We start from the raw sequence: 21,280 nt of genomic DNA, 5'->3' as shown, positions 1-21,280 counted from the left end.
ATTTCTGTTCGTTCGTGGTTTTCAGCCGGTCGCTCGCCGATCGGCCTTGCCAATGAAACGTCAGCGATCTTCTATAGGGGACTTTGTCACCGGCCAAGGAGGCCTGTCAATGAACGCCTCTTCACTTATAGGGAAGGAAGATAACGTGATGCACGAAACGTTGCCGCGGCGCGTGGCGAAAGCGGACGCCCGTCGATGAGTTTGCCCCCTTCCCTCGCGGCGCCGCTCGCGCTGCCGGCGATCGCCGCGCCACTCTTCATCATCTCCAATCCCGATCTCGTCATCGCGCAGTGCAAATCCGGTGTCATCGGTGCCTTTCCCTCGCTCAATGCCCGCCCGGCAGAAAAGCTCGGGGAATGGCTCACCCGGATCAAGGCCGAGCTTGCCGCGCATGACGCAATGCTGCCGGAGGTGCGAGCGGCGCCGTTTGCGGTCAATCTCATTGTGCATCGTTCCAATGACCGGCTCGCGCATGATCTCGCGGTGTGTGTCGAGCATCGCGTGCCCATCGTCATCACGTCGCTCGGCGCGCGCGAGGAGGTCAATGCCGCGATTCATTCCTATGGCGGCATCGTTTTGCACGATGTCATCACCAATGCGTTTGCCCGCAAGGCGATCGAGAAGGGGGCGGATGGCTTGATCGCGGTCGCCGCCGGCGCCGGCGGCCACGCCGGGCGCTTGTCACCTTTTGCCTTGGTGCAGGAAATCCGCGCCTGGTTTTCCGGCCCGCTCGCGCTTTCGGGGGCGATCGCGACCGGGGCCGGCGTGCTCGGCGCGCAAGCAATGGGCGCCGATTTCGCCTATATCGGCTCGGCCTTCATCGCGACCGAGGAGGCCAACGCCGCCGAGGCCTACAAAGCGGCGATCGTCGCCGGCGCCGCCGAGGATATCGTCTATACCAATCTCTTCACCGGCGTGCATGGCAATTACCTCCGCGCCAGCATCATCAATGCCGGGCTCGATCCCGACCATCTGCCCGAATCCGATCCCTCGAAGATGAATTTCGCCTCCGACCGCACCAAAGCGTGGCGGGACATCTGGGGCTCCGGCCAGGGGATCGGGGCGGTGCATGCGGTGGTGCCGGCGGCGGCGTTGATCGCGCGTTTGCGGCGCGAATACGAAGCGGCGCGGGCGCGCCTGTGCCAACATTCTTGAGGGATGGTTTGCAAAGGCATTGCCTTTGCTGGGGGTGTAGGGGGCAAAGCCCCCTGCGTTCCTCGTCTTTGCTCAGGTGGCCTCAGCGAGCCGGTTCGCGAGCGTTTCGACGACATTCTCGAACATGGCGCTGGTCAGCCGGCCGGTTGAGGTATTGTATCGCGAGACGTGGTAGCTGTTGGCGAGCATGAGGCCGTCTGGCAAAGCGTGGATCGCGCCGTGGCGGAAGCGGTAGCGCGCGAGTGGCACGCCACAGGCTTTGAGAACGGCGGTGTGGGCGACGACGCCGAGCGCCAGCACCGCCTCCAGCCGCATCATGTTTTTCAACTCCGCGACCAGAAATGGGTTGCAGGCGTTGATTTCCGCTGGCTGCGGCAGGTTGGCGGGCGGGGCGCAGCGCACGGCGTTGACGATGCGGCAATCACGGAGCTGAAGCCCGTCATCGGCGCGCGCGTCGTAGCGACCTTCGGCGAAGCCGAAGCGGAGCAGCGTCTCATAGAGCAAGATTCCGGCGTAATCGCCGGTGAACGGGCGTCCGGTGCGGTTGGCGCCGCGCAGGCCGGGCGCGAGCCCGACCACGAGCAGTCTCGCATCGCGCGACCCAAAACCGGGGACCGGTGCGTTGAACCAAGCGGGTTCGGCGTCACGGTTGGCGAGGCGATAGGCGACGAGGCGCGGGCAAAGCGGACAGTCGCGCCCGGGCTCGGCATCGTCGTCATCGGCCAGCGCTGTCCGGCGCTCGGGCTTAGACATCGTCATGCGGCGCGCCGTCAATGCCGCCATGGCGCCCGGCCGGGCGGGGACGAGGCTCGGTTTGGCGGCGGGTGAATTCCGGCGCGATATCGGCGATTTCGATGAACTGGTCGGCCTGGCGGCGAAGCTCATCGGCGACCATCGGCGGGCTGGTGCGGATCGAAGACACCACCGAGACGCGCACCCCGCGGCGCTGCACCGCTTCCACCAGGCGGCGGAAATCGGCATCGCCGCTGAAGAGAACGGCATGATCGATGCGCGGGCTCAGCTCAAGCATGTCGATCGCAAGCTCGATATCCATGTTGCCCTTGACACGGCGGCGGCCAGAGGCGTCGGTGAATTCCTTGGCGGGCTTGGTGACCAGGGTATAGCCGTTATAGGCGAGCCAGTCGGTCAGCGGCTTGAGGGGGGAATATTCCTCGGTCTCGAGCAGCGCCGAATAGTAATAGGCGCGGATCATGTGCGAGCGGTTGCGGAAGAATTCCAGCAGGCTGCGATAATCGACGTCGAACCCGAGATTGCGCGACACCGAATAGAGGCTGGCGCCGTCGATGAACAAAGCGAGACGCTCGGAGGCGACGAAATCCATGACTTCAAATCCTTTCCGCACTACAATAGGGTATCCCGCCTCGCGGGAGACGATCCGGCCGAATACGATACGCCTTACCGCCCCAAGGGAAAAGAGCGCGCATGCGAATGAGACAAGGGGGTGGCGATGATTTTGGTCGCGATCGGGGCTAATCTGCCGGGTCCGGGCGGCATGGCGCCGCGGCAAACCTGTGAACGCGCGCTCGCCGAGGTCGCGCGGCTGCCGGGATTGACGCTGGTTGCGGCGTCGCCCTGGTATGAGACCGCGCCGGTGCCGCCTTCCGGCCAGCCGCCTTATATCAATGGCGTCGTCCGTCTCGCTGGCGCTATTGCGCCGGAGGCGCTGCTGGCTGCGTTGCAGGCGATCGAGGCGCGGTTCGGGCGTGTCCGCGGCGTCGCCAACGCGGCGCGCACCCTTGATCTCGACATCATCGATCTCGATGGACACCGCCGCGCCGCGCCCGACCCGATCTTGCCGCACCCACGCGCCCATGAACGCGGTTTCGTGCTTGCCCCGCTCGCCGATATCGCCCCGGACTGGCGGCACCCGGTTCTTGGCGAGAGCGCGTCGGCGCTGTTGGCGGCCTTGCCGGCGCAGGCGATACGAAGATTGCCGCCGCCGGAAGCCGCGATGAGCGTGGCCGCCCCAGGCTTTCGCGGGCACTGGGGCGAGGCCTGATCAGACGGCGCTCTGAACGAGGCCGGCGCTCGCCAGATCGCCTCGTGGCGGCAGCGGCGGCGGTGCGGCGGCGCGCTGCGCTTGCAGCCCTTCGATCATGTCGCGATTGACGGCGATCAGCGGATCGAGTGACAGATCCTCGCCCATCGCGCGGGTGCTGTATTGCATCGCCCAGATGCCGAGGTCGGTGAGATTTTGCTTGAGGTCCGCGGGAAGCTGATTGGTTTCCAGCGCCAGATCCTTGACGATCGCAGACCACAGCCGCTGGTTGTGAAACAGCGCGCTGATGCGGGTCTTCGCGTCCGCGGTCTTGGCGTTGGCGAGCATCGCGTTGGCGTTCGAAAAAATCAGGATTTCGTTATCCTGGGGGGTCGCGGTGAAGCGGCGGGCGGTTTCGTACTGCGCGAGATTACGGTTCATGATGGGTTTCCGTCTTCCATTCTGGAACGCGCCAAGAACGGCCGGGCCCTGGGCCCGGCCGCTTGTTCAGGCGTTGGTTACTGGAACAGGTTCAAGAGAACCTGCGGCTGAGCGTTGGCGATCGAGAGCGTGCGGATGGCGAGCTGCTGTTTGGTCTGCAGCGAGTTCAACTGCGCGCTTTCGGAGGCCATGTTGGCGTCGATCAAAGCCCCGGAGCCGGTGGTGAGCGAGGTCGAAAGCGAGGAGGAGAAGTTCATCATCCCCGTGACTTCCTGTTGCGTCGCACCGATCTGCGCGGCGATGCCATTCATCGTGCCAATGGCATTCTGGACGATGGTGATCGCCGCCGAGCCGCCGGAGAGGGCGGTTTGGCTGACCCCGGCCTCGTTGGTGGTCGAGCCCGCGGTGTAGGCGGTGCCGGCCGCTTCCCAAGCCGAGCCGGTGCTGGAGACATTATTGCCGGCGATCGTGAGATTGCCGTTGTTGCTGAGCGAGGCAGCGAAGCCGCTCTGCTGGAGCGAGTTGATCAAGGCGCCCACCGCCGCCATCGGCGAGGTGCTGGTGCCCATGATCACGTTGGTCAGATAGTTGGTGCCGCCGCTGCTGTTCGTGCCGAGCGTGTAGCCGCTGGGGGCGGCGCTCGGCGTGGAGCCCGTGGTCTGGAACTCGAAGACCCAGTTATTGGTGCCGTTGGAGAGCTGGAGATAATCTCCCGCGGCCGGCGCATAGCTGCTGTTGAAGCTGTACTGAAGCCCACCCGACGTGGAGGAAAGGTTGGTGAGCCCGAGCGCCTGCGTCATCGAGGTACTACCGCCAAGCTGGTTGCCCACCGAGAGCTGCCCACCGGCATTGATCGTATCCTGGATCACCATGGTGTCCGTGGTGACGCCGGTGGTGCCGGTGGTGGCTAGCAGATTGACCCCGTTGAAGGTCGCGTTGTTGGCGAAATTGTCGATATTACTGAGGATGTTGTCGATCTGGGTGTTCATCGTCGACGTCGAGATGCCGGTCTGCTGCGCTTGCGTCACGGTATTCTGCAGCGTCGCGAGCTGGCTCGAGATCTGCGAGCCGGCGGCGGCGGCGACCCCGAGCACGGAGTTGCCGAAGGAAAGATTGTCTTGAACCGCAGTCAAGCCGGCGATATTCGCCTGCATGGTCTGCGAGATCGAGTAGACGGCAGGATTGTCGCTCGCGCTGCCGACGAGAAGGCCGCTCGCGATGACGTTCTGCGTGTTGTTCAGGGATTGCTGCGTCGAATCGAGCGATTGCAACGCCGCCAGGGCACCGACATTGGTGTTGATGGAAAACGACATGGGTGTGTCTCCTTTTTGTGAGCTACCCCGGAAGGATCGGCGAAAATGCTTAAGGGAATGTTTATAAAAACGAGGCATTATCCCGCGACATGAGGCACGGTTCGAAAAATCGGCGTCGCGTCGGCGCCAGGCGTGATGTCAGCCCGCCCCGGCCGGGCCGCGGGCGGCGCCCGATCAGGGCGGGCGAGACGCGAGCGGGGAAGGACTGAACGCATGTCGGGAATTTCCGGGCTGCCGATCATCCCGATGTATGAAACCTACATCAAGAACGAAACGAAATACGCGGACGCCGCCGCCAAGGCCAATCCGGCGACCCAGTCGGCGGTGAGCTATTTCCAAAGCGTCGCCTCGACCCTGACCACGCCGCAGGCGCTGCTCAAGAATTACCGCGCGCTGCAAGTGGTGCTCGGCGCGTTCGGGATGAGCGGCTTGATCAACGAACAGGGTATCCTCAAGCAATTGCTGACCCAGAACCCGACGGCGAAAAATTCCCTGGTGCAGCAGATGGCGAACCCCGCCTATCTGCAATTCGCCAATGTCATGGCGAACTGGAATCCGCCGCCGCTCTCCAACGCCAAAACCGTCGCGAGCATCGTTCAGAATTACGTCACCAACCAGTTCGAGGTCAGCGCCAACCAGCAAATGCCGGGGATGCAGGCGGCGCTCTATTTCACCCGCAATATCGGTTCGGTGACGACGATCCCGGAGTTAATGTCCGACAACACCCTGCTCGGCGTGGTGCAGACCGCGCTCGGCCTGCCGATGCAATTCGGCCTGCTCAACTATAATCAGCAGGTCAGCATCCTGAGCCAGCAGGTGGATCTGAAAAAATTCCAGAACCCGAGCTACGTCAACCAGTTCGTGCAGAAGTACCTGGTCCTGAACCAGGAGAACAGCGCAAGCAGCGGCACCACCAACCCCCTCGTCAACCTCATCGGCGGCACCAGCGCGTTCAGCAGCGGCACCAGCAACCCGCTCGTCAACCTCATCGCCTGACGCGGCGCGATCAGGCGCCGAGAACCCGCCCAGCCACCGCGTCGAGTTTCGCCATCAAAGCCGGATCGCGTGCCTCGGGCGCGGTGATCAGCGCGTGATCGAGAGCGTGGCCGCAGCCGGCCGGACAAGGCGGACGCTCCGCCCCGAGCGCCGGCACCAGCGCCGAAACCAGCCCCCGCGCGTGCTCGGCGTTCTCCAAAAGCACCCGCACCACCGCCTCCACCGTCACGTGATCATGCTCGGGATGCCAGCAATCATAATCAGTGACCATGGCGACGGTCGCGTAACACATCTCCGCCTCGCGGGCGAGCTTCGCCTCCGGCATGTTGGTCATGCCGATCACGCTCGCACCCCATTGGCGATAGAGCGCGCTCTCGGCCTTGGTGGAGAATTGCGGGCCTTCCATCACTAGATAGGTGCCACCGCGCGTGACCGGCAGCCGCAGATCGCGCGCGGCCGCAAGAAGGGCATCGCCAAGCCGCGAACAGACCGGATGCGCCATCGAAACATGGGCAACGCAGCCCTCGCCGAAAAAACTCTTCTCGCGCGCGAAACTGCGGTCGATGAACTGATCGACGATGACGAAATGCCCAGGCGGCAAATCCTCGCGCAAACTGCCGACGGCGGAGAGCGAAATCACATCAGTGCAGCCGGCGCGCTTCAAAGCATCGATATTGGCGCGGTAATTGAGATGGCTCGGCGACAGGCGATGGCCGCGGCCATGGCGCGGCAAAAACACGCAACGCACACCCGCAAGGCGGCCGAATAATAGCTCATCCGAGGGCGCGCCCCACGGCGTCTCGATCTTGCGCCAGTGCCGCTCGGCAAGCCCGGCGATGTCATATAACCCAGAGCCGCCAATGATGCCGATCACCGGTTCCACAGATGCCGTCATGGGATTCTTTCTCCTCGCGTCAGTCGCGTTTTCGCCCGAACCGCCGATCGCGGTCAAATCGCCTGGTTTGTTTTCGGGCATGGCTTGAGCTAGAAAGGAAAAAATGTTCTTTTTTGAAAAAAAGAACCAAAAAACTTTTGCCCGTTGGGCAGTGCCTGCGGCACTGCCCGCGCCGAGAAAACGGGGAAAAAAGTCTTTTTGCTTCTTTTTCTGAAGTCAAAAGAAGGTTTTATAATAAATCTGGAGTAATTATGCGGCAGATCATCATCGGCAACTGGAAAATGAATGGCACCAAGGCGCTGGTCGAGGCGATGGCGCGGGAAGTCTCCTCCCGCGCCGCATCACTCGCCTGCGATCTCGTGCTCTGCCCGCCGGCGACGCTGATCGCGCCGCTCGTTGCGGCCCTTGGGGACGCGCCGGCCAAGGTTGGCGGGCAGAATTGCGATGCGCGGGCGAGTGGCGCCCATACCGGCGATATCGCCGCCGCGATGCTGCGCGAGGTGGGGGCGAGCCACGTCATTCTCGGCCATTCCGAACGCCGCACCGATCATGGCGAGAGCGATGCGCTAATATGCGCCAAGGTTGCCGCGGCGCGGGCGGCGGGGCTCACGCCGATCGTCTGCGTCGGCGAGGATGAGGCGGCGCGCCAGGCGGGGCGGGCGGAGGCGGTGGTGATGGGCCAGCTCGCCGCCTCGCTCCCTGCGGATTTTGCCGCCGCGCCCACAGGGCTGGTCGCGTACGAGCCAATCTGGGCGATCGGCAGCGGGCGGACGCCGACCGCAGACGATATCGCCGCCATGCACGGCGCCATCCGTGCCGCGCTCGGCAAGCGTTTTGGCGCGGCGGGCGGCGCGATCGCCATTCTCTATGGCGGCTCGGTCAAGCCCGGCAATGCCGCCACCGTGCTCGCGCTTGCCGAGGTCGGCGGCGCCTTGGTCGGTGGCGCAAGTCTCGTGCCCGGCGATTTCCTCACGATCGCCGCCGCCGCCGCGCCGGCGCTTGGCAGGGCGCCCGGCGCGAGCTAGAACCCGCCCGCCCGCACGAGGATCGCCCCGCGCGCGCGCGAGGATCGCCGATGACCAATGTTTTGATCATTTTCCATTTGTTCGTCACCATCGCCCTGATCGGCATCGTGCTGATCCAGCGGAGCGAAGGCGGCGGGCTCGGCATCGGCTCCTCGCAGGGCATGGGCGGGCTGATGAGCGGGCGCGGCACCGCCAATCTGCTCACCCGCGCGACCGCCGTTCTCGCGACGTTGTTCATGGGGATCGCCCTCGTGCTCGCGCTGCTCGACCGCGGCGCCGGCAGCAGCGGCCGCGGCTTACTCGATCTCTCGCCACCGCCGGCGGCGACCGCGCTCCCCGGCCCGCCGGCAAAAGGCGTCACGCTGCCGGCCGCGCCGGCGCCAACCACCCCGGCGCCGGGCGCGAATACGCCCGCAAAACCGGCCGCGCCACCCGTGCCGACCAACTGAGACCACGGCGCATGTCGAAACCGGTTTCCATCCGCCGCGCGGATGGTCTAGACTGAACGCCCATGACGCGGTTCGTGTTCATCACCGGCGGCGTGGTCTCCTCCCTCGGCAAGGGCATCGCCTCGGCGGCACTGGGCGCGCTTTTGCAGGCGCGCGGCTATTCCGTGCGGCTGCGCAAGCTTGACCCCTATCTCAATGTCGATCCCGGCACGATGAGCCCGTATCAGCATGGCGAGGTCTTCGTCACCGACGATGGCGCCGAGACCGATCTCGATCTCGGCCATTACGAGCGCTTCACCGGCGTCGCCGCGACCCGCGCCGACAACGCCACCACCGGGCGGATCTATGCCGAAGTGATCGCACGCGAGCGCCGCGGCGATTATCTCGGGGCGACGGTGCAGGTCATCCCGCACATCACCGACGCCATCAAGGACGCGATCCTGCGCGAGACCGAGGGGCTCGATTTCGTCCTGGTCGAAATCGGCGGCACCGTCGGCGATATCGAGAGTCTGCCGTTTCTCGAAGCCATCCGCCAGCTCGGCAACGAATTGGGGCCGGCGTGCTCGATGTTCGTCCATCTCACGCTGGTGCCGTATATCCGTTCCGCAGGCGAGCTGAAAACCAAGCCGACGCAGCATTCGGTCAAGGAATTGCTCAATGTCGGCATCCAGCCGCATATGCTGCTTTGCCGCTGCGAGCGGCCGATCCCCGAGAATGAGCGGCGCAAGATTGCCCTCTTTTGCAATGTCCGCCCGGATGCGGTGATCGCGGCGCTCGACGTCGATACCATCTATGCGGCGCCGCTCAGCTATCACGACGAAGGCATGGATCGCGAGGTTTTGCGCCATTTCGCGCTGCCCCTCGAGGCCGCGCCGGATCTCAAGCGCTGGCGCGATATCGTCGCGGCGATCCGCGCGCCGGAGGGCGCGGTGCGCATCGCCGTCGTCGGCAAATACATGAATCTGCTCGACAGTTATAAATCGCTCGCCGAGGCGCTGGTCCATGGCGGCATCGCCAACCGGGTGAAGGTCGAGCTCGACTGGATGGACAGCGAGATTTTCGAACAGCCCGATGCGGTGCTGCGTCTTGAGGGTGTGCATGGTATTTTGGTGCCGGGCGGCTTCGGCGAGCGCGGGACGGAGGGCAAGATCGCCGCCGTTCGCTTCGCCCGCGAACGCCGCGTGCCGTTTCTCGGCATCTGTTTTGGCATGCAGATGGCGGTGATCGAGGCGGCGCGTCATCTCGCCGGCCTGACCGACGCCTCCTCGAGCGAGTTCGGCCCGTGCGCAACGCCGGTGGTCGGCCTGCTCACCGAATGGCAGCGCGGCAACGCCATCGAGCGCCGCTCCGCCCAAGGCGCGCTCGGCGGCACGATGCGGCTCGGCGCCTTCCCCGCCCGCCTCGCCGAGGGCTCGCTGGTGCGCGCGGTTTATGGCGGCGCGGCCGAGATTTCCGAGCGTCATCGTCATCGCTACGAAGTCAATATCGACTATCGCGATCAACTGGAGCGGGCTGGTCTGCGGTTTTCGGCGCTCTCGCCCGATGGAGTGCTGCCCGAAATCGTCGAATATCCCGACCACCCCTGGTTCATCGGGGTGCAGTTCCACCCCGAGCTGAAATCGAAGCCATTTTCGCCGCACCCGCTCTTCGCCGATTTCATCGCCGCCTCGGTGCGCCAGGCACGGCTGGTATAGGAGAGGGGCGCGATGGCCGAAAACAGCGTTACCGTCGGCCCGGTTATCGTCGGCAACCACCTCCCCTTTGCGCTGATCGCCGGCCCCTGTCAGATCGAGAGCCGGGCGCACGCGATCGAGGTCGCCGACGCGCTCGTTGCGATGACGCGCACACGCGAGATTCCGCTCATCTACAAAAGCAGCTTCGACAAGGCCAACCGCACCAGCCTGGCTGCGGCGCGCGGCGTCGGGATGGCAGCGGGCCTTGAGATCCTCGCCGAGGTGCGGGCGCGGTTCGGCATTCCGGTGCTCACCGATGTCCATGATGCCGGCCAGTGCGCGAGGGTGGCGGCGGCGGTCGATGTCCTGCAAATTCCCGCTTTTCTCTGCCGCCAGACCGATCTTTTGCTCGCCGCCGGCGAAACCGGTGCGGCAATCAACGTGAAAAAGGGCCAGTTCCTCGCCCCTTGGGATATGGCGCATGTCGCCGCCAAGATCGCGAGCACCGGCAACCACCGCATCCTACTCACCGAGCGCGGCGCGAGTTTCGGCTATAATATGCTGGTGAGCGATTTCCGGTCGCTCCCGATCATGGCCGAAACCGGCTATCCGGTGGTGTTCGATGCGACCCACTCGGTGCAGTTGCCGGGCGGCGCCGGCACCGCCTCGGGCGGCGAGCGCCGTTTCGCGCCGGTGCTTGCCCGCGCCGCACTCGCGGTCGGGGTCGCGGCGGTTTTCATCGAAACCCACCCCGATCCCGATCACGCCCCGAGCGACGGGCCGAACATGATCCCGCTAGCCGCCATGCCGCCCCTGCTCGCGCGGCTCAAGGCGTTCGACACCCTCGCGAAGTCACCCGCCTCGGCGCTTACGCCCGCGCAGGGCGACTCGGAAAGGGCTTAGCCAGCGCGATGTGAGACGCGGCGGCGGACGGCGGCGAACGCGCCGAGAGCGCCGCCAAGCAATGCCATCGAAGCTGGCTCGGGGATGTTGGCGTTGCCGGGGACACCAGCATTGTTAGCCACGACCATGCCGGTGATGCCGTGACCGCATCCGCCGTTCGAGACCCCGAGGCAGACATCGGCGCCAAAATAATTACCATTCCCGTTGGCAATGAAATCGGCGAGGGTGACGTTGTCGATAGTGAAGCTGAGTGGCCGCCCGGTATAAGGCGTGCTGCCGCCGCTCCCACAGGTCGTGGTGCTGCAATCGATGGCGTAATCCCACGTGCCGGCACCGCCGGTGTGTAATGAGCCCGCGGACGAAGAGACCAGGGAGAACCCAGAGGTTATGGAAGCCGCCGGCACGGTTATGGACGGCGCATTGGCCAAATCCCAAGTCAGCGCGTAGCCGGCGCCGGTTTTGACGAAGCCGACCCCCGCGGCCAAAGACACGGTGACCGTGACGTCAGAGCCGCCATTATCGTTCAAGGCGACAGTGCCATAGGTCGACGGCAAGGAAGACGTCCCGCTCCCGACATAGTCGTTCAGTGTGTAATCGAGCGTGCCCGCAATGGCGGGCGCCGCCGCGACGCCAAGGCCGCCGACCGCAAACAGGAAGGCCGCCGCAAGCTCGCCGAGGCCGCCCATACGCCTCTCGCTGCGCGCTATCTTAGAGATCTGCCGGCTCATTTCACTCTGCTCCTCTTGCTTCCTTGCCCGCGCACCTCGTCACGTCATCGTGCGCCTCGCCGTATTCCGTCGCCTTTTTGGGCGGCCTCGTTTTTTCTCGCGCATGGCGACAGCAAACGTTAATTATTCGCTAATAAGCCGGTAACGCACAGCGCGTCAAGATTATTTTTTATACGTTGCCGTCGAGGCGCGGCCATGGCGAAGCCGCCCAAGAGACGTTTCTTAAAAAAACAACCATTCATTATAACATACGAACGACAGCAAGGAGGCGCGCAAGAGTGCCGGAATCGGCTTGGCCAGTGATCGCCTCGGGGCGCCAATGGCGCTGAAAGGCGCGCAACACGGTCGACAGCGCAGGATCGAGCGCGCCTTCCGGGGCGACGCGATAGCCGATTTCGGCGAGCGCGGCGCGGACATCGCGCAGGCTTTCGGCATCCCGCACCACGCCACCAGTGCCGAGATCGGGGACACCCTCGGGCCAGAGCCCGACGCCATTCTGCGCCAGCCCCTGCCAGTCGAATTTCTCGCCCGGATCGCGCTTGCGTTCCGGCGCGATATCGGAATGCCCGACGATATTGCGCGCCGGCACCGCGTGGCGGGAGAGAATATCAAGGCAAAGATCGCAAACCACCGCGAGTTGCAGCACCGGAAACGGCGGATAGAGCGCGTCGTGCCCGGGGTTGACGATTTCAATGCCGATCGCGCGGGCGTTGATATCGGTCGCGCCGCGCCAATAGGCGATGCCGGCGTGCCAGGCGCGGCGCGCCTCGGGCACCATGCGCCAGATCCGCCCATCCTCGGCGACGACGTAATGGGCCGAGACCTCGGCTGCCGGATCGGCGAGCCGCGCCAGCGCCGCCTCGGCGCTCGCCATCCCGGTATAGTGAAGCACGATCATGTCGATCGTGGTCGCTTGCGGGCGGGCGTCGTGATTGGGGCTCGGGCGATCCTCGATCCAGAGGCTCACAGGCCACGCTCGCGCTTGATGCGGTCCCAGGCAGCGTTGATACGGCTGGCTTTTTCGCTCGCGCGCGCGATGAATTCCGCCGGCACACCGCGCGCGGCGAGACTGTCGGGGTGATTTTCGCGCATCAAGCGGCGCCAAGCGAGATGGACTTCTTGGTCGCTGGCGCTGGCGTCGATGCCGAGGACGGCGTAGGGGTCGTCCGCGTCCCCCCCCGGGGGGCGGGCGGCGCGGCTGCCGGCGATGCCGGTTGCGCGCTCCCAAGCGGCGCGGCCGAGGCCGAATCCCTGATGCACGCGGGCGAGAAACTCGGTCTCCGCCATGTTGATCGGGCGGTCGGCGCGGGCGATGGCAAAAAGCGCGACGAGTACGTCCTCGAGCACGCCGCGATGGCCGGCGAAACTTTCGCCGAGCTGGTCGGCATAGGGCTCGAAGCCCTCGGGGCTGTCACGCGCTTGGTCGAAGAGGCGGCCGATATCGCGGACAGAGGCGGGCGGGATGCGGAAATGCTGGCGGAAAGCGTCGATCTCGGCGCGGACCACCGGGCCATCGCATTTCGCGAGCTTGGCGGCGAGGACGACGACGGTGATCGCGAAAAGCTGCTCGCGCCGGCCGAGCAAGGCGGCGACACGGGCCGGGTTGAGCGGGTTGAAGCCGCCGCGCGCCGATTTGAGGCCATTGACGCCCTGCCCGATCGCGCCCGTATCGGCAGCATGGCCGAGTGCCGCCCCGACCACCGCGCCAAACGGGCCGCCCATGGCGAACCCGGCGACCCCGCCGATGATCTTGCCCCAATATCCCATACTTCGGCCCTCTAGCATGGCCGCCGTGCGCGGCGCAAAATGGCGTCATTCCGCGCCCGCCCCACGCGGATGTGACCAAGCGGCCGCGTCGCCCGTCCTGGAACGCATTGCCTTCGCCATCTTTTCAGGGTTATCGCGGGGCGTGCCGGGGTTGCCTCGGTCAGGCGAACTTCCTAGGGTTCGCACGCCTCTCTTCGCGCCCGCCGGCGTTTTCCTCGGCGCGTCGTTCATTGGCCACAACAAGGATAGGGAATTTCGCATGTTCAAGAGTTTTCGGCTCACCGCGCTGACCGCGCTCGGTGTTCTCGCGCTCGCCGGATGCAGTGCGTTCGGCGGCGGCGAATCCTCGAAACCAGGCGTGAGCGACGAGCAGAGTCTGGTGGATAGCGCGACCCATACCGTCGGCGTGATGAAGACGGCGGCGGCGGCGAAGGTGACGCCGTTGTTACAGAAAGCCAAGGCGGTGGTCATTTTTCCCGACATGATCAAGGGCGGGATCGGCATTGGCGCCTCGCACGGCAAGGGTGTCCTGCTCGCGCGGACCGGTGGCTGGAGCGATCCGGCGTTCTATGATTCGACCTCGATCTCGCTCGGCGTGCAGATCGGCTTGGAGGAAAGCTCGGTCGTGATGTTCGTCATGACCGACAAAGCCTATAATAGCATGCTGCAGACCAGCACCTTCACGCTGAAGGCACAGGGCGGGCTTGCGCTCGCCGATCTGAACACGGCGACGCAGGATCAGCTCACTGGCGCCGATGTCGTGATCTGGTCGAAGTCAGAAGGCGCGTTCGGCGGTCTTGCGCTGGCTGGCTCGGACATCTCCCAGAGCCCGGATTATGACAAGGCCTATTACGGCAAGGCGGTGACGGCGAAGGAAATCATTGCCGGCCAAGTGAAGAACGACAAAGCTAACGCCCTGATTTCGGCGCTCGGCAACTGATGTTCAGGAGCGGCAGTGCCATCGGCACTGCCGCAACGGCCGAAAGTTTTTTGGTTCTTTTTTCCAAAAAAGAACCTCCTTGACTTCACCTTACTCGCGCCGCTCGGGCAGCTAATTCGTCTTCAGCGCAGCGAGGAAAGCAGATTGCGGGATTTCGACTTTGCCGAACTGGCGCATCCGTTTTTTACCTTCCTTCTGCTTCTCGAGGAGCTTGCGCTTGCGCGAGATATCGCCGCCATAGCATTTCGCGGTGACGTCCTTGGCGAGCGCGCCGATGGTTTCGCGCGCGATCACCCGGGCACCGATCGCCGCCTGCACCGCGATTTTGAACAATTGTTTCGGGATCAGCTCCTTGAGTCGCAGGCAGATCGCCCGCCCGCGAGCCTCGGCGGCAGCGCGGTGGGCGATGAAGGCGAGGGCATCGACCGGCTCACCATTCACCAGGATCGAGATCCGCACGAGATCGCTCTCGGCATAGCCGTCCATCTGGTAATCGAAACTGGCATAGCCGCGCGAGACCGATTTCAGGCGGTCATAGAAATCGAAAACGACTTCGTTGAGCGGCAGGCGATAGACCGCCATCGCGCGGTTGCCGACGTAGGTGAGATCGACCTGCTGGCCGCGTCGCTCGTTGCAGAGGGTGAGGACAGCGCCGAGATACTCGTCCGGCACCATGATGGTCGCCTTGATCCAGGGCTCCTCGATATGATCGATGACGCTGCCGTCCGGCATGTCGGCGGGATTATGCAGATCCTCGATGGTGCCATTGGTGCGATGGATGCGATAGACCACCGAGGGCGCGGTCGCGATGAGATCGAGATCGAATTCCCGCGCGAGGCGTTCTTGCACGATCTCGAGATGCAAAAGCCCGAGGAAGCCGCAGCGAAAGCCAAAACCGAGCGCGGCCGAGGTTTCTGGCTCGTAATGGAAGCTTGCGTCATTGAGGCGGAGCTTGCCGAGGCTGTCGCGCAATTTTTCGAAATCATCGGCGTCCACCGGATAGAGCCCGCACCACACCACCGGCACTGAGGGCTTGAAGCCGGGCAGCGGCGTTTGTGCCGGATGGCGATCATCGGTGATCGTGTCGCCGACCCGACAATCCGCGACCGTTTTGATCCCGGCGGTGATATAGCCGATTTCGCCTGGGCCGAGATCGGCGACCGGCTGCAAGCGGGGCGAAAAGACGCCGGTCTGCTCGATGACATGGACGGCGCCGGTCGCCATCATGCGGATGCGCTGGCCGCGCGCGAGCCGCCCGTCTTTGACCCGGACCAAGATGACGACGCCAAGATAGGGGTCATACCAGCTATCGACGAGCAGCGCCTTGAGCGGTGCCTCGGCATCGCCGCTGGGCGGCGGCAAGCGGGTGACGAGGGCTTCGAGCACGCCTTCGATGTTGAGCCCGGTTTTGGCGCTGATCATCACCGCGTCCGATGCGTCGAGCCCGATCACGTCCTCGATCTGGGCGCGCACGCGCTCGGGCTCGGCGGCGGGGAGATCGATCTTGTTCAGAACCGGCACGATTTCGTGCCCGGCCTCGATCGCCTGATAGACATTGGCCAGGGTCTGCGCCTCCACCCCCTGGCTTGCATCGACGACCAGGAGCGAGCCCTCGCACGCGGCAAGGCTGCGGCTCACCTCATAGGCGAAATCGACATGGCCGGGCGTGTCCATGAGATTGAGGACGTAGGTCTTGCCGTCCTGTGCGCGATAGCTGAGGCGGACGGTCTGGGCCTTAATCGTGATGCCGCGTTCGCGCTCGATCTCCATGGTATCGAGCACTTGGGCCGTCATTTCACGGTTGGAGAGCGCGCCGGTGGCCTCGATCAGGCGGTCGGCGAGGGTTGATTTGCCATGATCGATATGGGCGATGATGGCGAAGTTGCGGATCAGTTCGAGTGGTGTTTCGGTCATGGAGCGCGACATAAGCAGTTTTCGCGCCGCTGTCAGCCGTGATCTCGGGGGTGCGATCTTGGGGACGCAATCTCGGGGCGAGTTTTCGATCCGGCCGCCCGCTCGCGCAAAATTTCATCTCGCGCCGGCTATGAAAACGCCTAGGATGAATGCCGCTTACGATGACCCTTTCAGGTATAGAGGATAAAACCATGGCCAATGCCAAAAAACCCGGCGAAGCCCCGTTCGGTGGCGTGTTCGGGGAGATGAAAATGCCGCAGATGCCCGATATGGAGGGGCTGCTCGGCGCCTATCGCCGTAATATCGAGGTTTTCACCATGGCCAACCGGATCGCGATGGAGGGGGCACAGGCGGTGGCGCGGCGCAACATGGAAATCCTGCAGCAGAACATGGCCGAGATGAGCGAGGCGGTGGCACTCCTCAGCACCCCTGAAAACCCCACCCAACGCGCCGCCAAACACGCCGAGCTGGTGCGCCGCGCCTATGAGCGGGCGGTAAGCAATGCCAAGGAACTGAGCGAGCTTATTCAGCGCGCCAATGGCGAGGCGGTGGAGATCCTCAACCGCCGCTTCATGGAGGCCATGGAGGAAATGCGCGCGGTGATGGAGAAAGCGGGCTCCGACCGCTGAGCGTTGGTGCGGCCAGCGCGCCGCGGCCAGTCTCCCCTTGACGGCGGGGCAGGCTTGCCCGGAGAGTGCGCCCGCATCGATCCCCTGCGATCGAGCGGTTGCGATTGGGAGGAAGTGATCCATGACGCCGTGTTTGACCCGCCGCCGCGCCCTCGGCGCGGCCATTCTCGCGATGCCGGCAGTGTTGCGCCACGCCCGGGCAGACGCCGCGATCCGGCTCCGCTGCTCGCTCGACACCGCGCCCTCGCACGGGCGTAACAAATCGCTCGCCGATTATCTCAAAAAGCTCGATGCCGCGTCAGAAGGCCGGATCAAGACCGAATTGTTCCAAAGCGGGCAGCTTTTCTCCGATCTCGATGTCTCGAAAGCGCTGATCCAGGGGCAAGTGGAAATGGCCTGCCCCGGCACCTGGACGATGACCGGCTTCATTCCCGATTGCGATCTCTTCCAACTCCCCGCCCTTTATGGTCAGCCCTTTACGGTCACCCACAAAGTGGTCGATGGCCGCGCCGGCGCCATGGTGAATGGCGAGATCGACAAGCGCTTGCGCGGTCATGTTCTCGGCCCCTGGCTCGATCTCGGCTATCAGAATTGGTACGCGGCGTCCCATAAGCTCACCGCATTCGAAGATTTGCGCGGCCTTAAGATCCGCAACTCCGGCGGCGCCGGCCAAGCCTGGCGGGCGCGCTTCTTCGGCGCCATCCCCAATACCACCGCCTGGCCGAACGTGCCCTTGGCCCTCTCGCAAGGCACGTTCGATGGCCTCGTCAGCACCGACGAGAGCGTCGCCAGCGCCCAGCTCTGGGAAGCGGGGGTGAAATACGTCCTCGCCGATCATCAATTCATCGGCGAATATATCCCGATCGTCGCCAATAGCTTCTGGAGCGGCCTTGCGCCCGATCTGCAGAAACTGATGACCGATCTTTGGGCTGCGAACATCCCGACCTACCGCGCCGCTATGCAGGCCGATCAGGACGCCGCGCGCGAAAAATTGATCGCCCATGGCGTGACCTACACCGTCCCGCCCGCCGATCAGGTCGCCGCCGAGCGCAAGAAGATGCTGGCCGACCAGGACAAAGTCGCGCGCGAGATCAAGGTGTCGGCGGACATGGTGCGTCTGGTCAGCGAAGATGTCGGCACTGCCGCCTGAACGAGGCGCACGCGCTCTCTGGTCGCGGGCCGAACGCGTCATCGTCGGGTTGCTCGGGCTCGCGGCGCTGCTTGCCGGCAGTGTCCAGGTGCTTGGCCGCTATCTCGCGCCGGCACACGCGATCTCCTGGGCCGAGGAGGTCATTGTCTATCTCCTGGTCTGGGCGGTGATGATCGTCGCCTCCGAACTCGCGCGGAGTGATGGCCATGTCCGCCCCGATGTCGTCTTGCGGCTGCTGCCACCGGCCGGCCAGCGTTGGCTTGAGATCGCCAACTCCCTGGTCGCGATCGTTTTCTGCGCCGGTCTCGTCTATTATGGCTGGCAGATCGTCGCGACCGCCTGGCTGCTCGATGAGCGGAGTTCGACCGATCTGCAATTCCCGATGTGGCTCTATTATCTCGCCCTCCCGGTCGGCGGCGGGCTGATGGCGCTCCGCTATCTCGCGCGCCTCGGTCGCTATCTCTTCGCGTTCGATGCGCGCCGGATGACGATCGGCCGCAGCGACGTAACGCGCACCGAATAAGCGCGTTTTTTCGGACGATGACGGTTCTCCTCTTTCTCGTGCTGTTTTTCGGCCTGCTCGCCGTCGGGCTGCCGATTTTTCTGGTGCTCGGGGTGTGCGCTGCCATCCTCTATGCGGTCTCCGGCCAGCCGCTGATCGGCGTTGCGCAGGTGATCATCGATCAGCTCAATTCGACGACGCTGATGGCGTTGCCGCTCTTCGTCATGGCCGCCGCCTTCATGCGCCGCGGCGGGGTTGCGCAGGCGCTGGTCGATCTCGCCGTCGCCTGGCTCGGCGGCGTGCGCGGCTCGCTCGGCCTCGTCACCGTCGTTGCCTGCACGCTGTTTGCCGCGATCTGCGGCTCGAGCGTCGCGACCGCGCTGGCGATGGGCACCATCCTTTTGCCGGCGATGCTGGCGCGTGGCTACCCGCGTTCCTTCGCGCTCGGCGTCATTGGCGCCTCGGGGACCATCGGCATCGTCGTGCCGCCCTCGATCGCGCTCATTCTCTACGGCATCGTCGCCGAGCAATCGGTGCCGCGCCTGTTTCTCGCTGGCATCCTGCCGGGCCTCTTACAGGCGACGGCGTTTTTCGGCTGGGTGTGGTACACGGCGCGGCGCAATAATTTCCCGATCGAGCCGTCCCTGCCCTGGCGCCGCCGCCTCGCCGTCACCTGGGCGGCGCTCCCCGCACTCGCGGTGCCGGCGGTGGTTCTGGTCGGGATCTATGGCGGGCTGGTGACGGTGACCGAAGCGGCGGCGGTGGCGGCGGTGGTGGCCCTCTTCGTCAGCCTGGTCTTTTACCGCGGCTTTCACCCCGCGGAGACGCTCGCGGTGGTCGCCGATGGGCTGCGCAGCGCCGGCGCGATCATGCTGATCGTCGCCTCGGCGCTCGCGTTCGGCCATTGGATGACGCAATCGGGCATTCCCGCCGCGCTTGTTCATTTCACCGTCGCGCACGGGTTTCGCACCTGGCAATTCCTGCTGGCGATCAATGTCCTTTTGCTCGTGCTCGGCTGCTTTCTGGAGGTGACGGCAACGCTCCTCCTGGTGCTGCCGGTGCTGGCGCCGGCCTTGGTGCCGCTCGGCGTCGATCCCGTGCATTTCGCCATCATTTTCACCCACAACATGGAAATCGGCCTCGTCCATCCACCGGTCGGGCTCAATCTCTTCGTGCTGTCGACGATCTCAAATGCGCCCATCGGCGAGGTGATCCGTGGCATCCTGCCGTTTCTGATCCTGCTCTTGGTCGTACTCGGGATCATCACCTATGTGCCGATCCTCACCCTCTGGCTGCCCCATCTCGTGTTCCATTGAGGCGAGCAAAAGGGTGAGATCGCGCTCGGTGCGGCAAAGCGCGTAGTGTCCCGCCTCACCAGGGGCCGGAACTGCTGAGAGGCCGATATCGGCATAGACCCCGAGCAAGGCTTCGCCGCCTTGCCAGACCGCCGGCGTCGCCCCTTCCTGAGTCGCGAGATCGCGCAGCCGCCAGATCGCCGAAACCCGATCGGCGACCGCTCCGACAGGATCACCGAGCCCGACGACGAGATGGCCGAACCGCCGCACCGGCAGCGCCGCGTCACCCGCCTCCCCCCAGAGCAGGCCATCGGCCGCCGCCGGCGGCGTGCCGCCGAGCGCTTGGAACCGCCGCCGCGCGTCACCGCTCCAGGGCTCGAGCCGCACCTGCCCCGGGCGCAGCAATTGCCAGATCGCGAGGACCCCCAAGCCGACCGCGAGCGCGAGGCTGAGCCGGAGCCCATTGGGCGCTTGCGGCGAAGCGACCACCTCCCACCAGCTCTGATCGGCGAGGCCGCGGACATGATGCTCGAAAGCGGAGAGGGTGATGACACAGAGCACGAGCGCGAGCAGCGGTAGCGATGCGGCGAGATCGAACGGGTCGGAGGTGAGATGGACATGGCGGTAAAACGCCCGCCGGAACGGCGCGATCAGCGCCGTCGCCGCGAGCAGCATGGCCGGCACCCACCAGCGCACGCCTTCGACGAAGGTCACCGCGGCGGCGGCCAAAAGCAGCACCACCACCGCCCCCCAGGCGAGGGTGACACGCCGCGAGAGCCCGAAGGCAAGGGCGAGCAGCCCGGCGCCGAGCAGCGAGGGGATGAATTGTCCCGAGGGGGTGCTCAACTCGGCGAGATCGGCATCGACCCATGACATGTCCGGCATCGGCCCGACGACACCGAGCAAAAGCAGCATGGCGCCGCAGATCGTCACTGCCCCGGTCGCGATCGCGACCGCGAAATCCGGCTCGCTCCAGCTGCCAAGACCGCTGATCCAGCCCGGCGCCGGCGCCCCGCCCGGCAGGATCTCGCGCCCGCGCAAGAGAATTTCGTTGCCGGCGAACAGGCCGCCGGCGAGGAACAGCGGAATGATCGAGTAATAAAGCCGAAAGACGATAATCGCGCCGGCGATTTGCGGGGCACCGAGATAGGGCGAGAGGCCGAGCAGGACGAGGCTATCGAAGACGCCGATTCCGGCCGGCAGGCTCGCGAGCAGGCCGGCGCTGGTCGCAACGACATAGACCGCAAGGCACCGCAGATAGCTGAGCCCCGGCGCCGGCGGCAAAAGCGCATAGAGGATCAGGGAGGTGACGGCGACGTCGGCGGCGGCGATCATCACCTGCAAAACCGCCATCCGGCTGTCGGGCAGCGCGATGTCGTGGCCGAACAGGCGAAGATGGCCGAGGCTGCGGGCAATCCAGAGATAGCCGAGCACCAGTGCCCAAAGGCCGGCGCCGGCGACGGCGGGAAGATAAGGCGGCAGCTTGTCGCCGAACAAAGGCACCGC

General features: G+C 64.9%; 21 protein-coding genes. 12 read left to right on the top strand and 9 right to left on the bottom strand.

Going from position 1 to position 21,280, the window contains the following annotated elements; all coding sequences use genetic code 11:
* Positions 1-195: 195 nt before the first annotated feature.
* The gene (locus ACP5M5_RS06725) at positions 196-1,155 is read left to right on the top strand and encodes an NAD(P)H-dependent flavin oxidoreductase (protein WP_274965961.1); all 960 of its coding nucleotides are present in this window, start codon (positions 196-198) and stop codon (positions 1,153-1,155) included.
* 72 nt (positions 1,156-1,227) lie between these two features.
* Here the strand turns inward: ACP5M5_RS06725 and ACP5M5_RS06720 are convergent, their stop codons facing one another.
* Both ACP5M5_RS06720 and ACP5M5_RS06715 read right to left on the bottom strand, forming a co-directional pair.
* The gene (locus ACP5M5_RS06720; protein WP_427936332.1) at positions 1,228-1,914 is read right to left on the bottom strand and encodes a uracil-DNA glycosylase; all 687 of its coding nucleotides are present in this window, start codon (positions 1,912-1,914) and stop codon (positions 1,228-1,230) included.
* A complete protein-coding gene (locus ACP5M5_RS06715) occupies positions 1,901-2,497 on the bottom strand; it encodes an NYN domain-containing protein (protein ID WP_427936330.1) in 597 nt (198 codons plus the stop codon). Before ACP5M5_RS06715 ends, ACP5M5_RS06720 begins: the two co-directional genes overlap by 14 nt.
* 126 nt (positions 2,498-2,623) lie before the next feature.
* On the opposite strand from ACP5M5_RS06715, the gene folK reads away from it, so the two are divergent.
* Positions 2,624-3,175, top strand: coding sequence for a 2-amino-4-hydroxy-6-hydroxymethyldihydropteridine diphosphokinase (gene folK / locus ACP5M5_RS06710; RefSeq protein WP_427936365.1), 552 nt, complete (start codon positions 2,624-2,626; stop codon positions 3,173-3,175).
* Here the strand turns inward: folK and ACP5M5_RS06705 are convergent, their stop codons facing one another.
* Together ACP5M5_RS06705 and ACP5M5_RS06700 are read right to left on the bottom strand one after the other, a co-directional pair.
* Positions 3,176-3,595, bottom strand: a complete 420-nt coding sequence (locus tag ACP5M5_RS06705) for a flagellar biosynthesis regulator FlaF (protein WP_427936329.1) — start codon at positions 3,593-3,595, stop codon at positions 3,176-3,178.
* 77 nt (positions 3,596-3,672) lie between these two features.
* Complete coding sequence (locus ACP5M5_RS06700) at positions 3,673-4,908, bottom strand: flagellin (protein ID WP_427936328.1); 1,236 nt, start codon at positions 4,906-4,908, stop codon at positions 3,673-3,675.
* Between the two features lie 213 nt (positions 4,909-5,121).
* On the opposite strand from ACP5M5_RS06700, the gene ACP5M5_RS06695 reads away from it, so the two are divergent.
* Positions 5,122-5,904, top strand: a complete 783-nt coding sequence (locus tag ACP5M5_RS06695; protein ID WP_427936327.1) for a DUF1217 domain-containing protein — start codon at positions 5,122-5,124, stop codon at positions 5,902-5,904.
* Between the two features lie 10 nt (positions 5,905-5,914).
* On the opposite strand, the gene ACP5M5_RS06690 is transcribed toward ACP5M5_RS06695, so the two are convergent.
* Positions 5,915-6,799 carry an S-methyl-5'-thioadenosine phosphorylase gene (locus ACP5M5_RS06690; protein WP_427936326.1) on the bottom strand — a complete coding sequence of 295 codons (885 nt, stop codon included), beginning with the start codon at positions 6,797-6,799 and terminating at the stop codon, positions 5,915-5,917.
* A gap of 251 nt (positions 6,800-7,050) precedes the next feature.
* On the opposite strand from ACP5M5_RS06690, the gene tpiA reads away from it, so the two are divergent.
* The 4 genes from tpiA (at position 7,051) to kdsA (ending at position 10,849) form a co-directional block, all read left to right on the top strand.
* On the top strand, positions 7,051-7,824 hold the full coding sequence (tpiA, locus tag ACP5M5_RS06685) for a triose-phosphate isomerase (RefSeq protein ID WP_427936325.1): 774 nt from the start codon (positions 7,051-7,053) through the stop codon (positions 7,822-7,824).
* Positions 7,825-7,874: 50 nt separating this feature from the next.
* On the top strand, positions 7,875-8,273 hold the full coding sequence (secG, locus tag ACP5M5_RS06680; RefSeq protein WP_427936324.1) for a preprotein translocase subunit SecG: 399 nt from the start codon (positions 7,875-7,877) through the stop codon (positions 8,271-8,273).
* A 62-nt stretch (positions 8,274-8,335) separates the two neighbouring features.
* Positions 8,336-9,967: a CTP synthase gene (locus ACP5M5_RS06675; RefSeq protein ID WP_427936323.1), complete on the top strand. Its 1,632-nt coding sequence runs from the start codon at positions 8,336-8,338 to the stop codon at positions 9,965-9,967.
* 12 nt (positions 9,968-9,979) lie between these two features.
* Complete coding sequence (gene kdsA, locus ACP5M5_RS06670; RefSeq protein WP_427936322.1) at positions 9,980-10,849, top strand: 3-deoxy-8-phosphooctulonate synthase; 870 nt, start codon at positions 9,980-9,982, stop codon at positions 10,847-10,849.
* Here the strand turns inward: kdsA and ACP5M5_RS06665 are convergent.
* From ACP5M5_RS06665 to ACP5M5_RS06655, 3 genes are all read right to left on the bottom strand, one after another.
* Entirely contained in the window at positions 10,846-11,577 is a 732-nt protein-coding gene (locus ACP5M5_RS06665) for a PEP-CTERM sorting domain-containing protein (protein WP_427936321.1), read from the bottom strand. The genes kdsA and ACP5M5_RS06665 overlap by 4 nt on opposite strands.
* A 241-nt stretch (positions 11,578-11,818) precedes the next feature.
* On the bottom strand, positions 11,819-12,544 hold the full coding sequence (locus ACP5M5_RS06660; RefSeq protein ID WP_427936320.1) for an N-acetylmuramoyl-L-alanine amidase: 726 nt from the start codon (positions 12,542-12,544) through the stop codon (positions 11,819-11,821).
* Positions 12,541-13,344 (bottom strand): TerB family tellurite resistance protein, encoded by an 804-nt coding sequence (locus ACP5M5_RS06655; RefSeq protein WP_427936364.1) that lies wholly within the window; start codon positions 13,342-13,344, stop codon positions 12,541-12,543. Before ACP5M5_RS06655 ends, ACP5M5_RS06660 begins: the two co-directional genes overlap by 4 nt.
* A 259-nt stretch (positions 13,345-13,603) precedes the next feature.
* Here ACP5M5_RS06655 and ACP5M5_RS06650 point away from each other — a divergent pair, with 259 nt between their 5' ends.
* Positions 13,604-14,284 (top strand): lipid-binding SYLF domain-containing protein, encoded by a 681-nt coding sequence (locus ACP5M5_RS06650; RefSeq protein WP_427936319.1) that lies wholly within the window; start codon positions 13,604-13,606, stop codon positions 14,282-14,284.
* Between the two features lie 111 nt (positions 14,285-14,395).
* Here the strand turns inward: ACP5M5_RS06650 and lepA are convergent, their stop codons facing one another.
* Complete coding sequence (gene lepA / locus ACP5M5_RS06645) at positions 14,396-16,198, bottom strand: translation elongation factor 4 (RefSeq protein WP_427936318.1); 1,803 nt, start codon at positions 16,196-16,198, stop codon at positions 14,396-14,398.
* A 191-nt stretch (positions 16,199-16,389) separates the two neighbouring features.
* On the opposite strand from lepA, the gene ACP5M5_RS06640 reads away from it, so the two are divergent.
* The 4 genes from ACP5M5_RS06640 to ACP5M5_RS06625 all read left to right on the top strand — a co-directional run bounded on the left by ACP5M5_RS06640 (position 16,390) and on the right by ACP5M5_RS06625 (position 19,795).
* On the top strand, positions 16,390-16,827 hold the full coding sequence (locus tag ACP5M5_RS06640; RefSeq protein WP_114912781.1) for a phasin family protein: 438 nt from the start codon (positions 16,390-16,392) through the stop codon (positions 16,825-16,827).
* Positions 16,828-16,948: 121 nt separating this feature from the next.
* Positions 16,949-17,977: a TRAP transporter substrate-binding protein DctP gene (dctP, locus tag ACP5M5_RS06635; protein ID WP_427936317.1), complete on the top strand. Its 1,029-nt coding sequence runs from the start codon at positions 16,949-16,951 to the stop codon at positions 17,975-17,977.
* Positions 17,958-18,500, top strand: coding sequence for a TRAP transporter small permease (locus ACP5M5_RS06630; protein WP_427936316.1), 543 nt, complete (start codon positions 17,958-17,960; stop codon positions 18,498-18,500). Before dctP ends, ACP5M5_RS06630 begins: the two co-directional genes overlap by 20 nt.
* A 17-nt stretch (positions 18,501-18,517) precedes the next feature.
* Complete coding sequence (locus ACP5M5_RS06625) at positions 18,518-19,795, top strand: TRAP transporter large permease (RefSeq protein ID WP_427936315.1); 1,278 nt, start codon at positions 18,518-18,520, stop codon at positions 19,793-19,795.
* Positions 19,796-21,280 lie beyond the last annotated feature (1,485 nt).

This window comes from Acidibrevibacterium sp. (genome assembly GCF_049965395.1).
Classification (GTDB): Bacteria; Pseudomonadota; Alphaproteobacteria; order Acetobacterales; family Acetobacteraceae; genus Acidibrevibacterium; species Acidibrevibacterium fodinaquatile.
The sequence above is the reverse complement of the archived record's forward strand: the minus strand, read 5'-3'. Positions and strand labels throughout refer to the sequence as shown.

Excerpts from the sequence above, each read along its gene's own strand:
- ACP5M5_RS06725 (WP_274965961.1), top strand. The coding sequence starts at position 196 with ATGAGTTTGCCCCCTTCCCTCGCGGCGCCGCTCGCGCTGCCGGCGATC.
- ACP5M5_RS06720 (WP_427936332.1), bottom strand. The coding sequence starts at position 1,914 with ATGACGATGTCTAAGCCCGAGCGCCGGACAGCGCTGGCCGATGACGAC.
- ACP5M5_RS06715 (WP_427936330.1), bottom strand. The coding sequence starts at position 2,497 with ATGGATTTCGTCGCCTCCGAGCGTCTCGCTTTGTTCATCGACGGCGCC.
- folK (WP_427936365.1), top strand. The coding sequence starts at position 2,624 with ATGATTTTGGTCGCGATCGGGGCTAATCTGCCGGGTCCGGGCGGCATG.
- ACP5M5_RS06705 (WP_427936329.1), bottom strand. The coding sequence starts at position 3,595 with ATGAACCGTAATCTCGCGCAGTACGAAACCGCCCGCCGCTTCACCGCG.
- ACP5M5_RS06700 (WP_427936328.1), bottom strand. The coding sequence starts at position 4,908 with ATGTCGTTTTCCATCAACACCAATGTCGGTGCCCTGGCGGCGTTGCAA.
- ACP5M5_RS06695 (WP_427936327.1), top strand. The coding sequence starts at position 5,122 with ATGTCGGGAATTTCCGGGCTGCCGATCATCCCGATGTATGAAACCTAC.
- ACP5M5_RS06690 (WP_427936326.1), bottom strand. The coding sequence starts at position 6,799 with ATGACGGCATCTGTGGAACCGGTGATCGGCATCATTGGCGGCTCTGGG.
- tpiA (WP_427936325.1), top strand. The coding sequence starts at position 7,051 with ATGCGGCAGATCATCATCGGCAACTGGAAAATGAATGGCACCAAGGCG.
- secG (WP_427936324.1), top strand. The coding sequence starts at position 7,875 with ATGACCAATGTTTTGATCATTTTCCATTTGTTCGTCACCATCGCCCTG.
- ACP5M5_RS06675 (WP_427936323.1), top strand. The coding sequence starts at position 8,336 with ATGACGCGGTTCGTGTTCATCACCGGCGGCGTGGTCTCCTCCCTCGGC.
- kdsA (WP_427936322.1), top strand. The coding sequence starts at position 9,980 with ATGGCCGAAAACAGCGTTACCGTCGGCCCGGTTATCGTCGGCAACCAC.
- ACP5M5_RS06665 (WP_427936321.1), bottom strand. The coding sequence starts at position 11,577 with ATGAGCCGGCAGATCTCTAAGATAGCGCGCAGCGAGAGGCGTATGGGC.
- ACP5M5_RS06655 (WP_427936364.1), bottom strand. The coding sequence starts at position 13,344 with ATGGGATATTGGGGCAAGATCATCGGCGGGGTCGCCGGGTTCGCCATG.
- ACP5M5_RS06650 (WP_427936319.1), top strand. The coding sequence starts at position 13,604 with ATGTTCAAGAGTTTTCGGCTCACCGCGCTGACCGCGCTCGGTGTTCTC.
- lepA (WP_427936318.1), bottom strand. The coding sequence starts at position 16,198 with ATGACCGAAACACCACTCGAACTGATCCGCAACTTCGCCATCATCGCC.
- ACP5M5_RS06640 (WP_114912781.1), top strand. The coding sequence starts at position 16,390 with ATGGCCAATGCCAAAAAACCCGGCGAAGCCCCGTTCGGTGGCGTGTTC.
- dctP (WP_427936317.1), top strand. The coding sequence starts at position 16,949 with ATGACGCCGTGTTTGACCCGCCGCCGCGCCCTCGGCGCGGCCATTCTC.
- ACP5M5_RS06630 (WP_427936316.1), top strand. The coding sequence starts at position 17,958 with ATGTCGGCACTGCCGCCTGAACGAGGCGCACGCGCTCTCTGGTCGCGG.
- ACP5M5_RS06625 (WP_427936315.1), top strand. The coding sequence starts at position 18,518 with ATGACGGTTCTCCTCTTTCTCGTGCTGTTTTTCGGCCTGCTCGCCGTC.